This window comes from Pleomorphochaeta caudata (assembly GCF_055395745.1).
Window position 1 is genome coordinate 3089934 of sequence record NZ_AP042458.1, and the last position, 25414, is coordinate 3115347.

The window sequence follows — 25414 nt, forward strand, 5'->3', positions numbered from 1 at the left end:
TTTTATTGGACTGTTCTTGCAACATCCATGAATCTTAATACTTTTTCTTTATCTACAAGAGAAAAGAAATCTCCACTTTTAAAAGCTGAACCAATAACACATCCACTAGCAACTGAAAGTTGTTCTTTTACATTAGAGATATTAACTCCAGTGTTAGCAAAAACTGGTACACCTTCTACAGCATCTACTGTTTCTTTTAATAGATTAATATTTGTTTCAACACCTGCAGTTTGTCCTGAAACACAAATGGCATCTGGCCTACAATTGAATACAGTAGTTTTAGCAACATCTGATAACTTTCTATTACCCAAATAACTACTAGCCTCTGGATAAATGTTATACAATAACTTTACGTTTTTCCCTCCTATCTCATTTCTCTTACGAATTGTTTCTCCGCAATCAGTATCCCATAATCCAAAATCACTTGCGTACACACCACTAAATATTTCCCTTACAAATAAGGCATCTGTAGCAACTGCTAGTTCACATGAAGCACTCGCATCCCATAATACATTTACTCCAAAAGGAATTTTTATTTCTTTTTTTAATTCTCCAATAATACGAGCCATAGTAATAGCAGTGATTGGTTTTACTTTTGTAAGATAAGGAAGACTATATTCATTAGAGAACATAACAGCATTTACGCCACCTTCTTGTAATGCATTTAAATTCTTGTAAGCATTTTCTAAAATGTATGAAACTCCTTTATCTTGATCATACATAGGGTCTCCTGGCATTGCATCTAAATGACACATAGCAATTACTGGTTTTTCTACCTTAAAAACTTCTTTTATCCAATTTGAATTCACTTAATTACCTTTTTCCTTTGAGTAAATAAATTTTACTCCAGCTGTTATTAATTTATTTTGATATTCTTCTTCTAAATCTTTATTAGTAATAAGAATATCTACATCTTCTAACTTACAGATGCGACTGCATGTTTTCTTACCTAATTTAAGTTTATCAGCCAATACCAATATTTCATCCGAACAATTAATCATTGCTTTTTTAACTTCAACATCTTCGAAACTATAATCAGAACAGCCAAAATCTATATCAACACCACCTACACCAATAAAAGATTGATCAAGATGAATTTCATCAAAAAATTTTACTGTTTTACTTCCAATTATCGATCCTTCACTTTTTCGCAAAGTTCCAGGAGGAACAATGAGATTAAGTGTTTCTGACTCCATACAAAGATTCATTATTCTTAAACTGTTTGTGACGATAGTTAATTTTCGATTCATTAAATGTCTAACTAATTCAAGACAAGTTGAACCACAATCAACTCCTATTATTGTATTATCAATAACAAAATCAGATGCCAAATTTGCTATATAATTCTTTTCTTCTCTCGCTTTTTGTTCTCGGTCATTGTATGAAGGTTCTGCAGTAGATAATTCTTTTGAAACAACACCTCCGAATACTCTTTTTACTTGATTATCTTTTTCTAATTGAGTTAAATCTCTTCTAATTGTCATTTCGCTAACATCGAAAATTTGTGATAATTTTGTAACAGAAATAAATGAGCTACTAGCAAGTAATTTAATTATTTCATTATGCCTATTGTTCATACGACTTCCTTCTTTTTAGTTGTTTATGTTCAAACATTTTTAATTTTTTATGAGTGTAAATCAACAAAAATCATTTGTCAATGTTTATTTACGCGCAATAAATAAAATATGCAAGTTTTGTATAAATATGTATAAATTATTTATATTTAATAAATTATTATATATACATAAATATATACTATATAATATTTATTTAAAACTAAGCAAAATTATTATTTTTTGTTTGTATTCCTAAAAATATCTATCTTTCATCATTTTTTCTAAAACCATAATTCTGTTTAAATACAAACATTTTGCTATATTTTTTATTATTAAAAAAACAGAAAATTTTTTTCTAAAAAATTTATTTTTTTTAAAATCAAAGAATAGACTATTCTAAATTATGAACTATTTTTTTATATTGCTCATAACAATATTTTTAAAACTATATGAACTTTAAAAGTGAACAATCAAATAAAAACTAATTACATAGCTAGAAATGTAAGAGGCTATAGTAAAAAAAACTATAAAAATATTAAAATTTTATAAATAAAATTTTAATATAAGAATATAAAAAATTCGTTATTGACTTAATTAATTAGTTTGACAATAATATGTAATAAGAATTTGAGCTAAAAATTTTTACGTTTCATAGGTTTAAATTTTAATCATTTTATAAAAGCTAAATTATAGAAATAAATTATTACATAAAATAAGTAGAATTAATTCTATATTTGTCACATTTGACAGCAACAGATTGTTTAACTTTTTTTTCTTCAATATCTCTATCACTAAAGTAGCCACCACATTCTTTTTTAGTCTTACCTCTAAGATTACATACACAATCTCTATAATTATGATTTCTATATTTACATATATAACAACTTTTAACTAAAATATTATTATCAATGCATTTTTGAATAAGTTCAATAAAGCTTGGACTTCTGCCAAAACACGAATTTGGATAAAAAAAAGCAAAATCTCCTACTTTATATTTCTTAATCGATTTATTATTTAGTGATAAAACTAATCCATTTTTCATTACAACAAAATAACGAATATTTTTACAGGTTTTTGATAAATCAACATCTCTATAATGCTCTTTAAAATTATAACTTGATATTCGATATTTATTTGAATCAAAATCAAAAAAATTTAATTTTCCTAAATTTATTGCATCTTTTTCATCATAAACTTCAAATTCAATAATTCTATTTTTAGAAAATATTTTAGGATTATCACAACCATGTGTTACTTTTATTTCAAAAAAAATAGGATTAATTTTTTCAGAACCACAGAGACAAACATCAGGTATAAAACCATTAACTTTTTTCTCTAAACAGACTTCTGAATAATAATTAAATAAATCAATTTTTTTTGTATTAATTAATTTTATACAATTAGAATCATCAAGGTAATTATTTTGTCTAGAAACAGTGCACCTTTTATAATAATGGACATATAAATACAAAGGAATTTTTTTCTCTAGTTTATTTTTCAAATTATTATACAATGAAAGTTTAGCCAAATTATGAATATAAGTTTCAAAATTACATGCACAACCCTTAAAATGTGCAAAATGGTGAACTTTTATTTCCCCAAGTTTTGGAAAGAGTTTCATATTACAAGAAATACACCTATAATCATTGTGCCTATTTCTTTCATTAATGCTATCAATATTCACAATTTCTTTTTTATCATAATCAAATGCATATTGATACTTTATCCCATTTTTTTCTTTATTTATATTAAGCATATCATCCATAATACTTTTTTTAATCAACAAATAATGCTTTTTAATATAATTCTTGTACTTTAGAATTACAATTCGGACATTTTTTCCCTGCTAATATACAATCATAACAAAAGTATTCATTACAGGCTGAGCAAAAATAAGTTTTTTCTTTAATCTTTTTTCCACATTTTGAACAAAATGTTTTTTTATATTCTTCATATTTTTCTGGGAAATTTTGTTTAGATATAAATTCTAAATTTTTATTAATATTTTCTAAAAGATGAATATTAATATTAATCTTATAATACCAACATAAAAAATTTCTAATTATTAAAAAAATAATAAAAGGTACAATTATTACTATTAACAAAAATACAAAAATATCAAATTGAGTTACATACATACAAAACCCCTTAGATTTCTAATAATAATTATTCTTATAATACAACAATTTTACTAAACTGTATATTTCTTATTTAATATTTTTACTTAATATGGAATATTTTTTTATAAAACTTCATATTGTTAATATTATTAAAAATCTTTTTACTTCACCTTAGAAACTTAACTATGGCTCACATTAATAATTTTGGAATAAATACACAGGTCCTATATTGATTAACTAAAAACTGATTATTTAATGATAAAAATATTACCTTTTTAAAAATGATATTATTTCTTTTTGAGATAAATTATTTATAAGCAAAAAGTCATCATATATGTTTTCTATAATATCTTTTTCAGGTTTTATCAGTCCTATCTCAATAGAATCAATTTTATATTTCCCAAAATACTTTTGAATGGTGGCTTCTTTAATTTCTGTTAATTCTTTAAATATTTTATTTAATACTGTTGCATCTTGATATTTTTTTGAAATAAATATCAAACAATCTTTCTTTCTAATATCTACTAAACAAATTCTAGTTTTATTCGTTTTATAAAGTTGTATTTCACTTTGAGAAATATAAAACCCCTTTAAGGAAGAAATATTTTTTACTTCAAGATTTACAAGGTTTTTATCTATAGTTTTTATATCAAATTCATGAGACTTTTTATTTGAAGATGCAACTTCGTTCTCTATATTAATATTATTTAAAAAATTGTGAACAATTATTTCAGCTTTCTCACCTGATTTAATCTTATTTTCACCAATAGAGGAAGTCCCTCCACTAGTTTTTTTACCATATTTATATCTACTTCTATAAGTATATTTAATAGGTTTCTCTTCAAGTTTTTCTTTTAAATTTTTTCTTGTATTATGTTCTTTTTTTCTTTGTAAAATAATGTAACGCTCATCTTTATCATAAGACTCTAAATTATATATACCTTTATATTGTTGAGTGTTTTTCCTAACTGTTTCAAAAAAATAAATATCTATATTTTTATTAACAATTGCATCAAAATACCTATTATTCCAATTTGTAAAATTATATTTTATTCTAGAACAATCTTCTTCCAAATATTCATTTAATATTTGGGTTCCTTCCTTTGAAAATTTACCTCTAACTACTACTGATTCAATATTATTTTTTTCATCTTTTATACTCAAAAATCCTGCTGATCTAGTATCATAAATACCAGCTAAAAAAACTAAGTCAAAAGTTGAATATAAATTATCTATGATTAAATCATTAGGAATACTTATATTATATAACTCTTTTTTAAATATTTGTTCAAACTCTAAAATAATATCTTCAAAAGGAATTAACTCAAACTTATGCATAATTTCTGCAGTTTTATTATTTTTACTTGATACAGCATGTTTTAAATATTTATAAACATCTCCAGTTTTTTTGAAATATAAGAGATATGTATTTGCTGATTTAGTTTGATTGTATAAATGCTTAATTTCTTCTTCAATCTCTTTTGAAATTCCTACAAATCCATTTTCTTCATAATTTAGATAAAATCTTTTTACTGGCGTTATAGTTTTTTCAATTACATATTGTGCTGATTCAATCATTTTTCCCCTCTTATTTTTATTATTAACATATATCAAATATATATAATATTAAATATTATTGTTAGAAACAAAACTTATAAATAAAAAAATAGCAAAATAAAAAGTATTAATAAATTATCTATAATAGTATTTAATACTTTTTATAAAAGAAAAGGTTTTCTTTTCAAAATTTAAATTAAATTTTTGATACATATATCTTTATTTTATAAGATTTTTAATCATTGGATTACAAAATCATTGATAAGAAATTTAATTTTTAGAATAGCAATTTTTCATACGAAGATTAACATTTTCAGTACATGAAAAAAAATAATATACCTATTATTATTTCTACTTATAATCAGAATTGTATGATAGCAAAAATTTCATATATTACAATATTATGGGATACAAGGAATCTAAAATTTCCCTACTTCTATATTACTATGATTAATTAACTGGCATAAATAAATGATTTAAGAAATTTAAAAATAAATCTTTATACTTCTTAAAAAAATAATTTCAATTATTTTTTAATCCATTCTTTTTTATTTCATAAAAATTACTTCGAAATAAATCAAAATTATATTTATACTTTTCATACTTAGGCAAATTATAAAGTTTTTCTATTCTTTTATAAATAAAATCAATGGGGATATGTATATCTATATCTTGATAATCAAAATATTTTTCTTCATACTTATTTATTGAATTGCCCATGCTATACCCTTTTTTTGTTAATACATAATGATTAAAAAACTTAATAAATAAATTGTCATAAGTTTTTACTTTTACTATAAAATCATAATATTTTTCTGAATTTCCCCAAGCTTTCCATTTAAGCAATATGAAATTCATTGTATTATCATCTAATAGGAATTCACTATATCCATCAATCTTATTTACCATTTGTCTTTTTAACATAGATAATTGATCTTCATTAACAACTTTAATTAAATCCTTTCGATTTTCTAACTCATCAATAAAATAAGTCAAACAGAAAATTGAGTCCGATTTGTTAATAATATTTTTCATAAGATAATAATTTTTTTCAAAATTTTTTGTCCTACTAAATAAACTATGAATCAAAACAAATAATTTTATATATATAGGTTGTTGCAATAAATTAGTTTTATATTCTTTCTTTTTTATATCTGATAAAGAATTAAAAAAAGCCAAAATAAGTATTTCCAAATTAGAGTTGTGATATAAATCATTAATTATTGACTGATCTTGCAACCTTGATAGCAAAGAATTAAATTTATTTTGATGTTTTAAAGTTTCAAAATATTTTATAAGAGAGTTATAAGAATTACTTAATTCAATTAATTTTTTCAACTCAAATTCACATAGCATATTATCATTTCCACCAGGGACAAAATTAAAATATGCTTTAAAAAATAAATAATTTGATATTCGCAATTGGCTATTATCAGAAGTATCACTATAATATGATATTGATTTTATTTTTCGTATATACGGGAATAACAACTTTAATAACTCAAGCAATTCTATTCTGTTATTTATCGGAATATCTTCCAAACTCTTATTAAAAAGAGCTAATGCATCTTTATCTTCTTCATTTTGATCATAAGAATTAAAATAAGCCCCAAGAAATAATGATTCATTATTTTTAATAAAATTGTAATATTCAAATTCAAACAATCTAATTGTTTCAATTCCTAATAAATCAATTGGATTCAATTCTAGAACTCCTTTATTATTACTCATGTTCAAATAAAATTCAAAACTATTAATTAAACGTTTAGAATTTCTAATAGTTTTTATAAAAGGCAAAATCCCATTTATAATAATATCTTGATGTTTTAACAATTTTTCTTTATTTAATTGACTAGGGTTAACTAATTCTAAACTTTTTAACGATTTCTCAAATGAACTTAAAAAATATTGATCTAATAAATCTCTCTGTATTTCAGGTAAACAAAAATCAACTTGGATAATTTTATTCAAATATTTATCACCATTAATACCTTCTTGAACGCAAAGACTTTTTGATACAATATCTCTATCATAAGCTAATAAAAAAATCGTATTTTGGAAATCTATATTATTTCGAACCATTTTAAACAATTCTTGAATTTCTTCTTTATCCAATCGATCAATATCATCAATTATTATAATATATTTATTTTTTGAGTTTTTTATTTCTTCAGAAATTTTATTTTTCATTTCCATTGGAGATTTTACTAATAACTCTGATTCTATACTCTTTATTTTTGAACATATTGCTAATTTAATTTTTACTATTGGTAATAGAATATTGATAAAAATGAATATTATTGCAATTATCCAAAAAATTATTTTACTACTATTTAAATTTATAAACATACTATTTAATACCATCAAAACAATTAATGTATTACTAAAAATAGCGTTAATTTGATTTATTTCTGGTATATAACTTAGACTTTTCTTATATTTAATTATTTCTTTATAAAGAGTAACTTTATTTTTACCTTTTACTTGCAAAGCAAATTCATCTAAAAAGTTATCTAAAAGGTTTCCTTGATTTGAATAAGACCATGGATTAAAATTTATTATTGTATAAGGAATTTCATTAACAGAATTTTCTTTTATTTCTTGTTTTATCATATTCAATACAGATGTTTTTCCACTTCCCCAAGTTCCACAAATTGAAATAACAAGAGGTTCTTTTTTCTCCCAATTAATTAAAGCTTTTGTTACATCCTTTACAAATCTATTCCTTCCTAAAATATCATTTTCAAAATTCTCTATTGGCTTATCATTATTAAACATAGAATATCCTTAATTATTTTTATAATATTATATAATGAATAAAAGTAATTTACAAAAAAACTTTTTACAATGATTTAAAGAAAAATATTCTGTTTATAAAAAAAGTTTTAAACGTGAATATATTCACCCTTTTTTATTCACTTTCAACTATAGTGACTAAATTTTCTCAACACATAGTCATATTATCCATAGTAAATTCATCATAGTTGAACTAAACAAAAATTTTTACTTTGAGAAGTATAAGTTTATCCCTAATAAAAGTAACAAAAAAAGTTATTCTCTATGTAATATAGAAAATAACCCTTAATTTTACTAATAAATATAAACGTTTACTACTTCATCTTTTCTAATAATGTTTTAACCAAATTTAAATCTCTTTTTCTTTCAACTATAGGTGTTTTATCTTTTTCATAAGCTATTAAATTCTCTTCAAATGAAGTTTTACGATCCTCATTTATATACAAGACGCCTAATGGGAACTTTTCAGTTTCTAAAGCTTTTCTAAAAGCTTCAACTTGATTAGTTGGATCATAATCATCATCTAAATAATAAGTATTTTCTTTATACCATTTAAAACTATTAATCTTATTAAAAGAAACACATGGTTGAAAAATATCAACAATAGCATAACCTTTATGCTGTATAGCTTTTTTGATTATTTCTTTTGTTTTTTCTTTATCTCCACTAAAAGCTCTAGCTACAAATGATGCACCAAGAGATATTGCAACAGCCATTGGATTAAAAGGTTCATTTGTTACACCAAATATTTGAAGAGTTGTTTTCATACCCTTTTGTGTTGTTGGGGAAGCTTGACCTTTTGTAAGCCCATAAATCATATTATTGTGAACTATATTAGTTATATTTACATTTCTTCTAATCGTATGAATCAAATGATTACCACCTTCTCCATACATGTCTCCCTCTCCACTTTCAGCAACTACTGTTAGATTTGGATTAGAAGATTTGATTGCAGTTGCTACAGGTAAAGCTCGTCCGTGAAGACCATTAAAAAAATTAGTATCAATATATTGTGGCATTTTGGCAGCTTGTCCAATTCCAGATACCATAACTATATTTTCTTTTTCTAGTGAAAGTTCATCTAGAGCAGTTTTAATTGTATCTAATATTGAAAAATTCCCACAGCCAGGACACCAAGCTATATCTTGGCCTTGTATTGTAAATTTATTGTTCATTGTTTTCTCCTGCTAATTCATTGATCTTATTGATCAATTCTTCTAGATAAAAATGCATTCCATCGTATTTTAATATCTTATTCTTAATTTCAATCCCAGTATCAAGTTTTAAAAGCTTAGAAAATTGTGCAGTTGCATTATTTTCAATAATGATAATATTTTTTGCTTTCTCTAAATATGGTTTTGCTTTGCTACTAATAGGATAAACTTGTTCAAAATGAAGATATGAAATCTTTTTATTATCAACTTCTTCTAAAGCTTCTTTTATAACATTATAAGTTGAGCCCCAGCCTATAACTAAAGTTTCATAATCTTTAGAACCAGTAAATATTGGATCAATTGCTGCTTCTTTTATTAGATTTAATTTCTTAAGTCTCTTATCTGTCATAGCAACTCGAACAGATCTTTCTTCAGTTATTCTACCCTCTTCATCATGTTCATCACTATCAACACGAACTAAGCCTTTTCCAAAACCAGGGATACCTCTTTTTGAAATGCCATTATCACTAATCTCATATCGCTTATAATCTTTTTCAGTTTTTATAATATGTTTTTCTATTTTAACATCAAGATTTAAATTACTAGTGTTATAGAAAGTATCCAAAAAATACTGATCAGATAAAATAATAACAGGAGACTGATATTTATCAGCAAGATTAAAAGCTTCAGCTGTTATTTTTATTGCATTTTCAATATTACTTGGTGCTAAAATAATTCTTGGGAATTCACCATGACCTGAATATAATGCAACTTCAAGATCCCCTTGCTCAGTTCTAGTAGGTAAACCAGTTCCAGGACCAGGTCTTTGTGCTAAATGAATTACTGTTGGGGTTTCTAATACACCGGAAAGACTAATACCTTCGCCCATAAGAGCAAAACCACCACCTGAAGTTGTAACAAGGGCTCTAGCTCCAGCATACCAAGCTCCAATTGACATATTTACAGCTGATATTTCATCTTCAGCTTGTTCTACTACTATTTCCATTTCCTTAGAATGTTCAGATAAGAATGTTAATACACCGGTACCAGGAGACATTGGATATGAAGAAATAAAATTACAACCACCCATTAATGCTCCAAAACCAATTGCATCATTTCCATTTAAGAAATAATCATTTTCTATTTTAGAATCAGGTTCAATATCAATTCTAACTATAGAATTATCATACAAATATTTTCCTAATTCATACCCTTTTTTTGCAGCAGCAATATTATCATTTATAATATTTTCACTCTTAGTTTTAAATTTATTTTTTATATATTCATTTAAAAATTCTAAATCATTATTAAAAAGAGCCAAAATAGCACCACAAGCAACAATATTTTCATAAATTTTATTTCCAATTTCTTTTGCTGTTTTTGCAAAAGGAATGGACACTATTTCATATTTATCATCTTTAAATAATTCTTTATCACCTAAAATTATAGTATCTTCACTCAATCTATCAGAAACATGATCTATAGCTTGATCATCTAATGGAATAAGAATATCAATCTTATTTCTCATGGATTTAACATTTTTATCAGAGACTCTTATTGTTGTTGAGTTACTTCCCCCTCTAACTCTAGACATATATTCTTTTGTTGAAAAAACATTGTATCCACTCTTTTTTAAAACATGAACTAAAACTAATTCTATAGTTTTTATACCCTGCCCTGCTTGGCCGCATAAAACAATAGAAACATCTTTTGAAAATAAATTTTCCTTTTTATTCATAAACACCTCTCAGAATGAAGAAATCATTCTAGACCTTTTGCAAAATTAGAAATTTTTATTATCTAATTAATTTCTAATTCTCTATTTAATAGGATTGATCCTAATACAGTAATTAATAAATTTTATTAATACTCTCTTTTATGTGTTAGATTCACTAGAGTAAAGAACTTTATGATATTTGAAAGAGTGATTTTATAATCACAGAATAGATATGTAGTAAATTTTTGAATCTAACAATTTTTTCTTGTATTAATTCTAATATTAAAAAATAGATAATATAATTATGGAGTGAGAACAGATATATAAGTAAAACACAAAAATCATTTATAAAAGTTTTTATCTATTTTTGTCCTTAAATACCTAAAGTAATAAAAAACAATTTTATCTCATAATTAAATAAAAAATATTATTACTTTCCATAAAAAATAACACCCCTCTATTTACATTATTTTTTATGCTTAAAGTATTTATATCTTTAATAATACACCTTTTTAGAGTTTTTCTCTATCTAAAAATATAATTTATACATTTTACTAACATTTTTTAATTAAGTTAACTACAATTATTTTTAATATACTTTATTAATCATTAACTTAATTTATCTATAATAATAATTGGATTATTCACTGCTCATATATTTTATATTACTTTCCAAATTTAGACTAAAAATTTACTTATAATAAAGCTAACAATGAAAGAATCTTTTATCCTATGATTCTAGAAATCACTAAACTCCTGACTCCTATTAGTATAATGATTAATCAACAATCAACTATTAAGGAGTTAACAACTTAGTTCGAGTTTTAAATTTTTTAGAGACTAAACGCTTTTCCCAGATTTATAATGCTAATAATTAAGTTGTATAATAGAAATTAATGATATATTATAAAAAATAATGTTAAAAAAAAACAATTAAAAATAATAATTTTAGGAGAATCATACAAATTAAAAGGTTAATAACCTTTTAATGAATAAAAAACTCAAAAATTGAAAAACAAATTATCCCCCCTCGCACATATATGGCTTTAGAAGAAGCTAAACAAATATACCCAAAAGAAGAGCTTAATTTATGGGAAGAAAATCAAAATATATTAAAAGATCTGGAAAATGAATTACAGAATATAGCAATTAAAGAAGAAGAAAAAGCATATACTGAGAAAATAAATTTTGATGGATTTTACCCTTATTACACTCAACAATCTTTAAAAATATTATTCATAGGTAAAGAAGCATTAAATATAAATGGTCAAGATTATATTCAAACAATGTATGAAGGAATTTTAGCAAACGATACAAGAGGACAAGGTAAGTATACTGTAAATCAAGATAAATTTCATGCAAGAATGCTATATTTAACATACGGATTAAACAATGAGAATTGTAGTTATAATTCCATGCCATATGCTTCGTGGATAGGACAAAATAATTTTTCTAAAAAAAAAGGAATAAGTTATGCACTAATAAATTATTCAAAATTTGATAATCCATCTGAGACTTCATTTGTATCCGATATAAAAAGAATGAAAAAATATAGAAAAATGATAAGCAAATGTACAAAGAACTACTATCAAAAACAAATATCTCTTTTAGATCCTGATTTAATAATTAAAATGAATTTATCAGATACTTTTGGCTCCAATCTATTTGAAACAAGTCCAATAAAATGGGAACAATCTACAAATGAAAATATAGCTATTGGAAATATTGAAATTGATAATAAAAAATATTTATTAATAGAAACTTGGCATTTTTCTGCGGGCAAAAGCTTTAATAACTGTTATTATGAACCAATAAAAAAGATAGTAGAAAATAAAACTATTAAGCATATTTATAAATAATCATTAAAAATTTTGATAAGTTTGTATAAATATTTTTAAAAATATTTTTTATTGCTTTGCAAAATAAATCGTGATATATTTTTTTAATGAGAAAAAAATTTAGTCATTATTTTATTGTTATTAATTTATTATTTATTTCTACATTGGGGTTAATTAGTTGCTCAACTTTAAATACACCTATTAGCGATTTTTATAAGCCATTCTTATCAGAAGAAGATTTATCTACTATCGAGAAAGAAGCTTTTCTTGAAGAATCTGAAGAACCTATTATTTATTATACAGATGATATTATTTCTGAATTCAACTTTTTAGAATCAAATTATTTTTTCTGCATTGGAAAATCAAATTTTAATGGAGCTTCAATAGGTCAAAAAGAAATTGAAAGTGAGCTTAAAGGAATTGCTATTTCAAAAGGCGCAAAAATTGTAATATATGATAAGAATTACACTAATACAATAAATAACATATACTCAAATAGTTATGGAGTATATTCTTCAAATATTAAACGTTATGATTACGATGTATATTATTTCATTAATACACCTAATGTAATCATAAAAGCAAATCCCTTAGGATTTATTGCAATAGATTTATCACAAAATCAAAGAGAACAATATAAACGTAACACAGGTATATTAATCACAACGATATGGGAGAAAACCCCCGCATTTTATGCAAACTTAGCTTTGAATGATATTATTGTTGGTATAAATGGGACTGAAATATTTGATACAGATTCTTATTATAAAATAATAGCACAAATTGATGAAAACTCTCCAATTTTAGTTAAATATATAAGAAATGGGATTTTAAAAACAACTACTATATCTTTTTAGAAATAAGGCTATTATTAGTAGTTGCTGAACCATGTTTTTTTATAGGATAAATTAAAAAAAAGCATATCCTCTATAAACTTTTTGCAATTTTATTGAAAAAGTTTGATTATCTTTCAACACTTAAACAACTAATCTAAGACGGAATAAAAAAAAGAAAATTTATAATCTAGATTAGATTCTTCGACAAAACACTTGCCCCACAGACGAATTTAATTCCCTTTTCTTAAATAAATGAAATAATATTTTATCTTCTCAATATATTAATTTTCAGAAATCTGTATTTTATTTATCTCATCAACCAATTTTGTAAAAAAATCTTTAAAAGCCTTTATAATATCATTTTCAGCATCAATGTCTTCATCTAATTCAAATTTATAATTGTTATCAACATGAAAATCTAATAATTCTAAAATTGATTCTGCATAAATATAATTATCTACTATTTCAACTATATTTCCATTTTTTAAATTTTCCAACTTATAAATTTTATCACTCTTTTTCATTTTTATAATTACATTCATATACTTTTAACCTTTTCTCAATAGCATTCATTCCACCATCCATAGTTTCAGCAATAGTATTTAAAATATTTACATCCTCATCTTCATATTCTAAAGCACCCGATACTACTTTTATTTCATCATTTATTTTCTTTAAACAAATTACATTATCAGCATCTAAATTTACAACAAGCAAAGGATTATGTGTTACAATAATCATTTGCTCTCTACTTCTATTTTCATTTAATAATTTAATAATTGAATCACCAATCTTTTTATTAGAAATATTATCTTCAGGTTGATCCAACAAAAGAACATCAATATCATTTTCTTGGCAAATAAATTTTATATATGCTAACGACAATTCTCCTAAAGTATTACCAATTTTTTCTTTTGCTGAAATTTCTTGTATATATCTATATGAATCAGTTGTATAATCATTTATAAATTTATTAATATTTACATTATATACTTTTTGTATATTACTTTTATCTGAACAATTCTTAACCGCTTCTGAAAAAATTTTCATTGTATTTATTTCTAATAATTGATCTTTAGCTTGGTAATTTTTCACAAACAAATATTTATAAAAATCTTCTATACAAAAATTATCATCATATAATGCAACATTTTGAAATTCGAAACCATTCAATGAGTTTGTTTTTATATTACTCATATTTTTAGGAATTATAGGAAAACTTCTATCCTCTAAATTCTTTCTTAAATAATCAGTTATTTTTTTATTAAACATAAAAATATCAGAATTATATTGAATAAGAGCCTGAGATTTAGTCCCTTCTTTACTTTTAATTATAGAATTATAATCATCTATTTTATTATAAATAATATTTCTTAATTTTATTTCATACTCTTTTTCATAATATTTTTTATTTATATACTCTAACATTTCTTGTAATTTAATTTCTATTTCATCTATTGAAGTATAGAATTTAACTAAATTATTGGATTGTTTAATTGTTCTAATTTTTTCAATTAATAATTTAAGATTTACGCTATCATTATTATAAAAATTGTCTATTTCAGTAAAATTACTAGTAACGGTTTTTGCATGAATATAGTAAGTTGTAATATTTCCAAAATCTTGAATTTCAATTTTGGCTGACTTTAATTTATCATATGATGATTTTAAATCAATATTTTTATTTATAATATTATAAATACGATTTGCAAAATTAGTATACTTACTTATAAAATCTGTATGATCTAATTCTTCAAAATTTGCTTTTTCACGCAATAATTTTTTATCATGATAAGAATTAATTATTTTGTTTTGATTAATATATTTTATACTACAAGAATCATTTTTTTTAACTTTAATATCATTATCAGCCTTTATTTTTTTTTCAAATTTCTGCAAATTGGAATTATCATAAATTATATCAAGAAATGTAGATTTTCCAGATCCATTTTCACCAATTATTACATTTATACCTTTTGTCAAATTAATTACTTTTTTATTAATTTCTATAGATTCAATAAAAGTACTCTGTGATGAGGTATATCTATTAAATCTTGTATCTGGAGAAGAAAAAGCCATTAATAAACCTTTGAATGTAGGTAAAATTTGCGCCTCTGAATACCAAGAGTCTCGGGCTTTTCTAGTCTTATCGTGCTGTGGATAACATTCCCAAGTATGACAATCACTACCAGACACAAGACCTATATGCTTCTCAAGATTTTTTAAGTTATTTAATAAAATTCCTTCAACTTTATTTTTTTGAAATTCTAATGCACTAATATAACCATACCGAATTAACTCTTCAGGATTTTCACAACTATCTGATAACGACCGAGTTCTCCCACAACTAGTATTGTATAAATCTGATTGTTGATTTGCAATTAAAAGAACATCTAATTTAATTTCTGATAGTAAAATATTAAATTCATTTTTTGAATAATATTCTTTTATACCTACTTTTTTATTTCTATTAATTTCATTCTCAATTTTTTTATAATTTAAAATATCATTATTTGTATTAAAAATCGTAATAATATGACAGGGTATTTTATCTTCTTCAATTAGTACATCAAACTCAACTCCGGAAACTATAGAAATTGGCACATAATGTTCTTCAATATATTTATCAACAGCTAAATATAATTCAACATCAAATCTATTATGATCTGTTATCGAAAATAATTTAATATCATTTTGAATTAATTTATCAAACAAAACATATAAATTATTTTCCGTTGAATCATCAACAATACCATCACTCTCTTTATATTTACTCGCATAAGAATGTATATGTAAATCAAATTTTATCAAGCTATTTTCCCTATATACTATTTTAAGTTAGTTATTTAATATTAATTATAGCATGAATTTTTAATTTCACAATAACAGATATAGTTATAAAACTTAACTAAATAAAAATTATTAATTGAAATATCTAATGCACCTCCATGGATTATTTTTTTAATATATTTGGTTGTAATAAATGTTGCAAAGAATATAATTGCATTCTGTATTATAAAATTAGGTTTTAGTTTTTTTGTTTATTTTACTCTTATTTTCTAAATTTATATGATTTTACAATTTTTATTATTACTGTTTTTTGTGTTTTGTTAATTATTCAAAACAAAGAGGAATAAAATCATGAATAATAGCTTTAAGCATTTAACTTCTAATAAAAGACACTGAATATATGGCTTACTAGCAAAAAATCTTTTTAACAATTTGCTAAAGGAATTAATAGAGTCCCTTCTACTATATCTAGAGATTTAAAATTTCATATGCAGCTTAAAATAGTTTGGACCTAATATAGTCATTTCTTAAATGATTGAAAATTTAGAAAACTTTTACTAAAAACTATGAGTAAGACAACTTAAATTGTCCAAGAAAACATATAATAATTGTAGTAATTGTATTTATACATGTAAAGATCATGTAAAAGACGAATGACCTAAGGTTTTAGAAAATAAATATCGTAGCTTTATTTTCAAGAATTAAATTCACATATAGAAAACATTTATAAAATGGCAACCGAGAACCATGTGTATTTATTTAATATTATTAGAGTGATTAAAGAATCATATATTGAAAAAAAATACACAGAATTTCCATCAAATCAATACTAAAATTAGATTAGTATTGAGAGAGAATAAATAATTTATATGAAAACAAAAAGAACAAGTGACAATTTTAAAAAATTTTCTTTTACATCATGTAAACATTCTTTATTTAATTGACTCGATTACCCTTTAATGGTGTATTGACAATAACACGATTACTAGTAAAAGAGGAGCAAAACTATCTTTATATAACAATAACTAATCTACCTCAAAACTTCTTACCAAAAGTAACTCAAAGGTCCTTAAATTTAACACTAAGTGTTATTTGTTTTGAATAAAAATAAATAAAGTTGTATAATAATGAATATTAAACATAAAAAAGAAAATTAGTTCTTAATATTATGTAAATTAAAAATAGAAACTAAATACACTAGAGGCTTATGAATATACAAAACGATATTTTTAGGAAAATACATCCAAATCAATTTTCTGATTCGCAAGTAGAACGTATTGGCAAATTAGAAAAAAATTCAAAATAGTTGTAAAATTCATGCAATGGAACCCAATAATAATGATATATAAATAATTTTTGGAATAAAATAAAAATATCAACTATATACATATTTTGCCCTCCTGTAATTATTAAAGATTAACCAATTGTAACCGAAGATGGAAAACATTATCAAAGAATTAACATAATAAATGGAAAAAATGTTAATGGATAATATTTATAAAAGTGATAATTTTAATATTTAAGCTATTAAATATAAGAGGGAATATGAAAGTTAGTATTGAAAATTTTAAATCTATCGAAAAATTAGATAACTTAGAGATAAAACCTATAAGCATTTTAACTGGCGCAAATAGCATAGGTAAAACATCATTTATTCAATTCATATTAATGATTAAACAAACACTTGAATCAGATTTCGATGAATCTCAAACAAATTTAAAATTAAATAAACCTTATGTTGATCTTGGAAAATTTGATAATATAATTACCGATAATAATGTTCAACGAAAATTAATGTTTAAGTTTTCTTTCGAAGCTAAAGAACTAAATCTTTATACAAAAAGAGAGCTTAAACGATTTAAATATGTAGCCGATTATAGAGTTGAAATTTTTTATTCGTTAAAAAAAATAAACAAAAAAATAATAATAGACACTTGTAGAATATCATTAAAACAAACTAAAAAAGAAGATTATTTAATAATTAAACTTTCTGATTCAGTAAATTATGAGTGCCATTGTAATAACAGTGATATTTTTTTTAGAAATAATAGTTTTGAGCAAAATATTAATTTTGATAAGAATGATATAAAAATCAAGGGGCAAATCAAATTTAATAATCTTAAACCTCATTCACTTTATACAAATAATAATTATTTACAAAAATCAATGTTTCATTTTATTATGTTTTCGCGCTTAACAAATAGTATTTTTAATGAATTAAAGTTTTATTTTAATAAGATTTCATATATTGGACCTCTAAGAGATGAACCTCATAAATATTATTTTAGTGATGATGAAATTGGCAAATCAATTGGTTTAAAAGGTGAATTCGCTGTACAAATATTACAAAGAGAAGCAAAAGATAAGCATAAGGTAAATAAATTCATAGAAACAGATTATGAAAAAATTGATACTTTAAAATTTAAAGAAACTAACATTCAACTTATTAATTCTGTACGATATTGGATTTGTAATATATTTGGAATGGCAAAAAGTATTCGTACAAACAGTTTCGATGGGAATGCAATGACTAAAATTTTTATGTTAACAGAAAATGATAAAAAAATTCCAATAACCCATGTAGGTTTTGGAATTTGTCAAGTTTTACCAATTGTAATACAAGGTTTAAGAATGGCAGAAGGTGAAATGTTAATTTTAGAACAACCTGAAATCCATTTACATCCTAATGTACAAGCAAAACTATTTGATTTTTTATATAGCTTATCAAAGCAAAATAAATTTATTATAATTGAAACCCATAGCGATCATTTAATAACACGAATGAGAAGAAGAATAGTTGAAGATTTAAATGATGAAATTTCTAAAAATGTGAATTTAATCTTTGTTGAACAAAACCATTCTAAAGGTGAATTTAAACAGATTGAAATTAATAATATGGGGAATTTCAATGAATGGCCTAAAGACTTTATGAATCAAATTGACTCAGAATATAAAAAAATAATTAAGGCTCAAATTAATAAGAGAAAAAAAAATGACTAATATTTTATTTGATCCATCATGGCTTATATTTAATAGAGAATATTTAAAAAATAATATTCATGATTGCATGGAAAGAATTGAAGAGTTTACAATTTTTATTAGAGAAGCAATTAAACATAAATGCCAATTATTATATTTTGATGAATTAGTATCATCTGTTATAAATTATTATAATAATATTGAAGATTATAAAGATATTGAAATTCAATTGTTTCAATTCTATTCTGAAATAGCGGATTATGAATTATCCTTATCTTTAATAAATAAAGGTAAACAAAATATCAAAGAAATAGATTTGTTTGAAAATTCGAATATTAATAATGAGTTATATCATGGTAGTATTTCTTCAAAAGACTATTGGAATAAAATATTAAATAATATATGGTTTTCTAATGATGCTATTGTATTATTTTCATGTTCAAGTTTTCATAATGATGAAATACAAATATATGAATCTAAATTATATAGAGAATTAAAGATATGTACTAAAGTATCAGAATTAACATATTGTATTAGCACTCCATTAAAAAAATTTGAAATGAATCCTAAACATAATAAATCAAAATGTGAACAATTTTTAATGAGTTTACTACATGTAAATACTATAGAGGAATTATATTTGAATAAGAATTTAGGTAAGATAATCTCCCAAAATGCTTGTGCATCTCCATTAATTGAAACTGAGTCAGAATGTGATAACTTATTAAATGAAGCTATTGGAATAAAAGGTGAGGATAAATTTACTTATATTTATTACAATAAAAAAGGAATAAGAAGAAATGTTATTTTTCGTTCAACTATAAAGGATAGTCATTTATATCATGCATATAATGAATTTGATGATTCTAAAATCGAATCAAAAGTGGTTAAATATTTTGAAGAAAAAAAACAATATAATTAGGAGTTTCCTGATTATATTTTAACTAAGAAAACTATATATGCTATTTTTTAGCAAATAAATTGTAGTGCAAATATAATTTAATATTATAATAACATTTTAAATCATGTTGAAATTATATTCCTAGGTTAATACTTAATTTATTAATTTTGAAATCTACACTTTTCCCCTTCAGAAAGGTCGACTATTATACGATTAAACTATAGGGATTAAAAAAATAAAGAGAAACATCTTAATATAAAAAAAATAAATTCTATATATCTCCTTTATAAATAAGAAATTAGAATAATTAATTGCAAGGATCATAATAGATTGTCAAGAAATGCATTGGTACACCAATTCCAATACAAATACACGTTTAATAGGCTCTAGGGTGTATAAAAAATTGAATAAGTTAAAATTTTTACAATTCACCTGTTTATTATTGAAAAGCTATACATTATATTAATAAGGAAACTACTGTTGTTTTTTTCAAAAAGTGGAATTAAAAAAAAATTGAGGTAATAATATGCAAAATAAAGTAGAAATTAATACGATGGTGAATTCTTTTAATTGTCAAACAATTCTTCCTGTTGAAATAACAGGATCTTTTTTAACTGATATTAGCCGTTTTACCAAAGACTATTTTACATATTTAGCAAATACTAAATCAAAAGATATTATTTTTAAAAGGTTTGAATTATTTGATGAACCTTTTCGAACTCTAGAAGATTTAGGTGTTTATTATGATAATTCAAGAGAAAGAATTAGACAAATCCAAAATCACCATTTAAATACAATGATAAAAATTCTATCTGGAGATAATATAAATAAAAATAAAAAAGAATATAAAATAAATGATGGGCTTCTTCAAAACTTTATTACATTTAAAAAACTTATTTTAGAAGAAACATTATTAAATGAATCAAAAATTTATGATATTTGCCAAATTAAAAATATAATAATTCATTCTAAACAAGAAAAAAATATTTTATTCTTTCTTCTTATACTAATTGGATGTAAAAAATATCAATATGATAATATAGAATATTTCATAGTTAATAATAAAATAAATTATCAAACTCAAAATTATACTTGCAAGCAAATGTATCAATTATTATTAACAAAAATCGATCCAATAAATTTATTTGATTTAGTTGTTTATATAAAAAGAAAAAACAAAAAAGTAGATATTACCTATATTAAAAATGCTATAAATTTATTAACAGATATAGAAAAAATTACTACTAAGGATTCTACGTTCTATCAATTAAAATTTACAAAGTTAAAATCTTTAAGTGATTGGGCATATAGGATTTTATTAGAAAACCAAGAAATAATGAATTATAAAACATTTTGGAGAGAAATAAATCATAGATTAGTAAAAGAAGATATGACTTTAAAAAGTTGTACAAATTCCCTTAAAAACCAATTAGTCTCAGATGATAAATTTACTCCGGTAGGAAAGACGGGTAATTGGGGATTAACAATTTGGAAGTTTAATGCATCAACAATTATTGAACTAATTATAAAAGCATTACATTATTATAATAGGCCTAGCACTATTAAAGAAATAAATGAATATATTACTAATTTACGTCCTCAAATAAAAATTTCTTCAATTTATTCTATCATTTCTTATAATAAAGATAAATTCATAATAACAAAAAGTAAAACTATTGTATTAACAGAGTGGGGAAATAATTATCAACAATCGGATTTTGAGAAACAAGCAACAAGACAAAGCTCTATGAATGATTTTTGCAAAACTTTATATAAAATAAATATTAAATACCCCAATAAAGAATTTACAATATATGAATTAAAAAAAATTTTAGAAAATTATGATATTAATTATTCTACAGCTTACTGTAATACCAAATTTAATAAATGCCCAATGCTTAAGAAAACAATTAAAAAGGAAAATCGTTATAAATCTTATTTTTCTATTGATGCAAACTATAAGATAAAAGAAATGAAACGAAATAATAAATTAGAAATTCTAAAAAATAAAATCATTCAATTTATAAATTCTTCTAAAAGTCCTACTTTAAAACTTAATGATGTAATAAAACATCTTTCAAAATCTGGAGAAATAAAAACTAATATTTATTCGGTTATTTCTAAAAATCCTAATATTTTTTATAAATATAAAATTGAAAATACTTATTTTATAGAATTAAAAAACAAGCAAACTTTAGAAGCAATAAAAGAAGACAAAAAAAACGAAATTTTGAAAATAAAAAATGGAGAAAATAATCTTGTTGAATTTAAATCAACTTTACGTTGGGACATTAATAAAGGACAAATAAACAAAACCATGGAATTTATGGTAATAAAAGCTATTTCAGCATTTCTAAATTCACAAGGAGGAACTCTATACATAGGTATTTCTGATGATGGAACTATTATTGGGTTAGAAAAAGATTATTCAACTTTTAAGAAAAAAAATCGAGATGGGTTTTTACTCTATTTTAATGATTTATTGATAAAATACTTTTCAAAAACTATTTTTACATATATTGAACATAATATTGAAGAAGAATCTGGAAAGGACTATGCAATAATTAAAATCAAAAAATCACCGAAACCAATATTTATTACAGAAAATAAAGAAAAATTATTTTTTATAAGATTTTCTGCATCTGTACAGAAATTAGAAATTGATGAAGCTTCAACTTACATATTATCAAATTGGAAATAATAAATTATTTGCCCCTAAACAAATCAACAAAAACTATATCCTCATTCTTGAAGTGAACTTTTATCTCTTTTTTTGAAAACACTTCAACTATATCAACAATGGATATAAATAACTTGTGAAAAAACTCTGTTATTAATTTATCCTAGGTTTTGATAGTTTCTATAAATCTCCCAATCTGTAATTTTATTGCGTACTTATCAGCTATAATAGCTTGTGTCTTTTCAAGTTTTTCTTAAAGGGCAAACTACTTTGCTGATAAATTATTGGATAGTCTATACTTATTCAACAAAAAAAATAAGGACATGTAAGTATATTAAATAAATGAAGTTAAAACATAAGTATAAGAAGAAAAATGATAATGAAAAGCTTTATAAGAATGGCAAACCAAGAGCAAAGCTACTAAGAGAATATAAATCATCTTCATCAACTTTAGTAAAAAAGGTATTGATAGATTATTCGTAAACACAAATTGATACCTAGATAATTTCATTTTATGCTTAAACTTTAATTGTGATTAGTTCTCACACAACATTGCTCTTGCATCAATTACGACCTGCTCATCAAAACCCATATATTCCAAAAGACGAATTGCATTTCTTGTCTTTGATGGTCCTTTCTTCAACAGATAGTCAAAGACAACTTCTTCTTTTTCAAAATGTTCACTGAAATGGTAGTTATCATATATTTCTTCCAATATTTCTGTCAATTCTATATCATGCGATGCGACAAGGCACATACTTTGTGTCTTATGCAAAAATCGTAACACTGCAGTCGAAGCAGCAATACGCTCGGGGGTATTTGTTCCTCGTAAGATCTCATCAATAAAGCAAACACACCTTTGCTTCTTGCATTCATCCATAATTCTTCGAAGGGAACGAATTTCTGCCATGAAATAGCTCTCACCAATTTCAATGTTGTCACGTAAAGCCATGGATGAAATCACAAATGCCCGCCCGAGTGAATATTTCTTAGCACAACATATGAATAATGATTGGGCAAGAATGTGATTAACAGCAATCATCTTGATGCATGTTGACTTTCCTGAGGCATTTGAACCAGTTAGGATACTGTCATTTTTAAGCACAACAGAATTTGGAACCGGATTACTCACCAACGGATGGTATCCATTTTCGATTACGATGAAATTCTCTTCATCAAAATGGGGTTTGCAATACCATGGGATACTCGCACAAAAAGACGCTGAACTTACAGCCATATCAAGTTCTCCGATAATCTTATACAGCATTTGAAGTTCTTGGTTATGCGCAATCATTAAGCCCACAGTGCGATTGTAGCGAATCAAATCCATGAGAAACACTGCTTTTAATACTAAAAATGGTACCTCAACTTCAGCAGCAAAAGAGTTCATGCTACCCGGGAGAACTCCACGCATGTGCCTATATGGAGCAAGTGATATTTCAAGATCATCCCCGAGGGTACCACTCCCACCCATTTCATTCAATCGACTTGCAAATTCACGATGAATCATCTTCGCTCCATGTACCAATGAAGAAAAATAACGAAGACTTTCAAGCTCACTTTCCAAAGAGCTTGTTTTATTTACCGATACAAGGATATTAAGACACACGCTACATATCAGAAATCCCATGCTTATTTGTATTGATAGTGGTAATAATGCACATGCCACTAATGGGGATATTGCCAATACCACATATATCCAATCATTTCCCAACCGCTTGGTAAAAGGATTAAAAATGAATGCACCAAGCCCGTTTCCCGGTCGCTTACCAATACCAATAAGAATTCTCTGAAGATGAATTCTGGAAACTTCATCTGAAAAAAGCCATTCTTTGAGTAAGTATCGGGACTCCAGAGTACTTTGTGGTGTATGGACATCATGCAAAACATGATACAAATACTCATCACCTATAGAACAGTGACATGCGTTGATCCTCTGATATACGGAATCCATTGAGAGATCACTCCAAGTTGTAGAATCCAGAAATGAAGCTCCCTCGTCTGCTTGTATAGCGTGTACGTGATATGAGCTCACGCGTTTCATATCGTGCTCTTCATCTGGAATACGGCCGAAAGTTTCCTTTAAATTACGAACAGAGGCAATATGTGCTTTCCTTATCAACAACAATACAACTGCCATGACACAAAAAATCCCCACAGATATCAAAGCAAACATAATTAATCCTTCCTTTTATATAAAATTAACTAAATAAAAGAGTATTAGTCAACTGAAAAGAATTCTCTCTTAAATTTGACCGACAGTAATTTGCTATGACAAAATTAATAAACATCAACAACAACTATTTCACCATTCTTGAAGTGTATCTTAATTTCTCTTTTTGAAAAAACTTCAACGATATCAACAATGGATGTAAATAGCTTTGGAGAAAATTCTGTTATTAAATCATCCTGAACTTTGAGGGTTTCAAGAAATCTATGAATATGTATTTCTCTTGAATACTTATCAGCCTAGATATTTTCATATCAATA

General features: G+C 24.1%; 17 protein-coding genes. 6 read left to right on the forward strand and 11 right to left on the reverse strand.

Translation table 11 applies throughout. The annotated features are described in order from the left end of the window. Positions 1–2: 2 nt before the first annotated feature. The 8 genes from ACZ5RS_RS14170 to ACZ5RS_RS14205 form a co-directional block, all read right to left on the reverse strand. Complete coding sequence (locus tag ACZ5RS_RS14170) at positions 3–809, reverse strand: BtpA/SgcQ family protein (protein WP_464636533.1); 807 nt, start codon at positions 807–809, stop codon at positions 3–5. Continuing rightward, positions 810–1577, reverse strand: a complete 768-nt coding sequence (locus ACZ5RS_RS14175; RefSeq protein WP_464636535.1) for a DeoR/GlpR family DNA-binding transcription regulator — start codon at positions 1575–1577, stop codon at positions 810–812. A gap of 682 nt (positions 1578–2259) precedes the next feature. Then, positions 2260–3321 carry a competence protein CoiA family protein gene (locus ACZ5RS_RS14180; protein ID WP_464636537.1) on the reverse strand — a complete coding sequence of 354 codons (1062 nt, stop codon included), beginning with the start codon at positions 3319–3321 and terminating at the stop codon, positions 2260–2262. 31 nt (positions 3322–3352) lie between these two features. Then, positions 3353–3694, reverse strand: a complete 342-nt coding sequence (locus ACZ5RS_RS14185; protein WP_464636538.1) for a hypothetical protein — start codon at positions 3692–3694, stop codon at positions 3353–3355. 249 nt (positions 3695–3943) lie between these two features. Continuing rightward, positions 3944–5254: a hypothetical protein gene (locus tag ACZ5RS_RS14190; protein WP_464636540.1), complete on the reverse strand. Its 1311-nt coding sequence runs from the start codon at positions 5252–5254 to the stop codon at positions 3944–3946. 501 nt (positions 5255–5755) lie between these two features. Next, positions 5756–8011, reverse strand: coding sequence for a KAP family P-loop NTPase fold protein (locus ACZ5RS_RS14195; RefSeq protein ID WP_464636542.1), 2256 nt, complete (start codon positions 8009–8011; stop codon positions 5756–5758). Positions 8012–8343: 332 nt separating this feature from the next. After that, positions 8344–9204 (reverse strand): thiamine pyrophosphate-dependent enzyme, encoded by an 861-nt coding sequence (locus ACZ5RS_RS14200; RefSeq protein WP_464636543.1) that lies wholly within the window; start codon positions 9202–9204, stop codon positions 8344–8346. After that, positions 9194–10921 (reverse strand): 2-oxoacid:acceptor oxidoreductase subunit alpha, encoded by a 1728-nt coding sequence (locus ACZ5RS_RS14205; RefSeq protein WP_464636545.1) that lies wholly within the window; start codon positions 10919–10921, stop codon positions 9194–9196. The genes ACZ5RS_RS14200 and ACZ5RS_RS14205 overlap by 11 nt, the downstream gene beginning before the upstream one ends. 1019 nt (positions 10922–11940) lie before the next feature. Between ACZ5RS_RS14205 and ACZ5RS_RS14210 the strand changes: the two genes are divergently transcribed. Then, the gene (locus tag ACZ5RS_RS14210) at positions 11941–12759 is read left to right on the forward strand and encodes a hypothetical protein (protein WP_464636547.1); all 819 of its coding nucleotides are present in this window, start codon (positions 11941–11943) and stop codon (positions 12757–12759) included. An 86-nt stretch (positions 12760–12845) separates the two neighbouring features. Beyond that, positions 12846–13595, forward strand: a complete 750-nt coding sequence (locus tag ACZ5RS_RS14215; protein ID WP_464636548.1) for a PDZ domain-containing protein — start codon at positions 12846–12848, stop codon at positions 13593–13595. 260 nt (positions 13596–13855) lie between these two features. Here the strand turns inward: ACZ5RS_RS14215 and ACZ5RS_RS14220 are convergent, their stop codons facing one another. Together ACZ5RS_RS14220 and ACZ5RS_RS14225 are read right to left on the reverse strand one after the other, a co-directional pair. Beyond that, positions 13856–14098 carry a hypothetical protein gene (locus ACZ5RS_RS14220; protein WP_464636550.1) on the reverse strand — a complete coding sequence of 81 codons (243 nt, stop codon included), beginning with the start codon at positions 14096–14098 and terminating at the stop codon, positions 13856–13858. Further along, positions 14085–16385, reverse strand: a complete 2301-nt coding sequence (locus tag ACZ5RS_RS14225; RefSeq protein WP_464636552.1) for an AAA family ATPase — start codon at positions 16383–16385, stop codon at positions 14085–14087. Before ACZ5RS_RS14225 ends, ACZ5RS_RS14220 begins: the two co-directional genes overlap by 14 nt. Positions 16386–17909: 1524 nt before the next feature. Between ACZ5RS_RS14225 and ACZ5RS_RS14230 the strand changes: the two genes are divergently transcribed. The 4 genes from ACZ5RS_RS14230 (at position 17910) to ACZ5RS_RS14245 (ending at position 23407) form a co-directional block, all read left to right on the forward strand. Beyond that, positions 17910–19364, forward strand: a complete 1455-nt coding sequence (locus ACZ5RS_RS14230) for a DUF3696 domain-containing protein (protein WP_464636553.1) — start codon at positions 17910–17912, stop codon at positions 19362–19364. After that, entirely contained in the window at positions 19357–20265 is a 909-nt protein-coding gene (locus ACZ5RS_RS14235) for a hypothetical protein (protein WP_464636555.1), read from the forward strand. The genes ACZ5RS_RS14230 and ACZ5RS_RS14235 overlap by 8 nt, the downstream gene beginning before the upstream one ends. 505 nt (positions 20266–20770) lie before the next feature. Further along, entirely contained in the window at positions 20771–22945 is a 2175-nt protein-coding gene (locus ACZ5RS_RS14240) for an AlbA family DNA-binding domain-containing protein (protein WP_464636557.1), read from the forward strand. A 321-nt stretch (positions 22946–23266) separates the two neighbouring features. Beyond that, the gene (locus ACZ5RS_RS14245) at positions 23267–23407 is read left to right on the forward strand and encodes a hypothetical protein (protein WP_464636558.1); all 141 of its coding nucleotides are present in this window, start codon (positions 23267–23269) and stop codon (positions 23405–23407) included. A 52-nt stretch (positions 23408–23459) separates the two neighbouring features. Here ACZ5RS_RS14245 and ACZ5RS_RS14250 read toward each other — a convergent pair whose 3' ends face one another. Next, positions 23460–25100, reverse strand: a complete 1641-nt coding sequence (locus tag ACZ5RS_RS14250; protein ID WP_464636560.1) for a MutS-related protein — start codon at positions 25098–25100, stop codon at positions 23460–23462. Between the last annotated feature and the right edge of the window lie 314 nt (positions 25101–25414).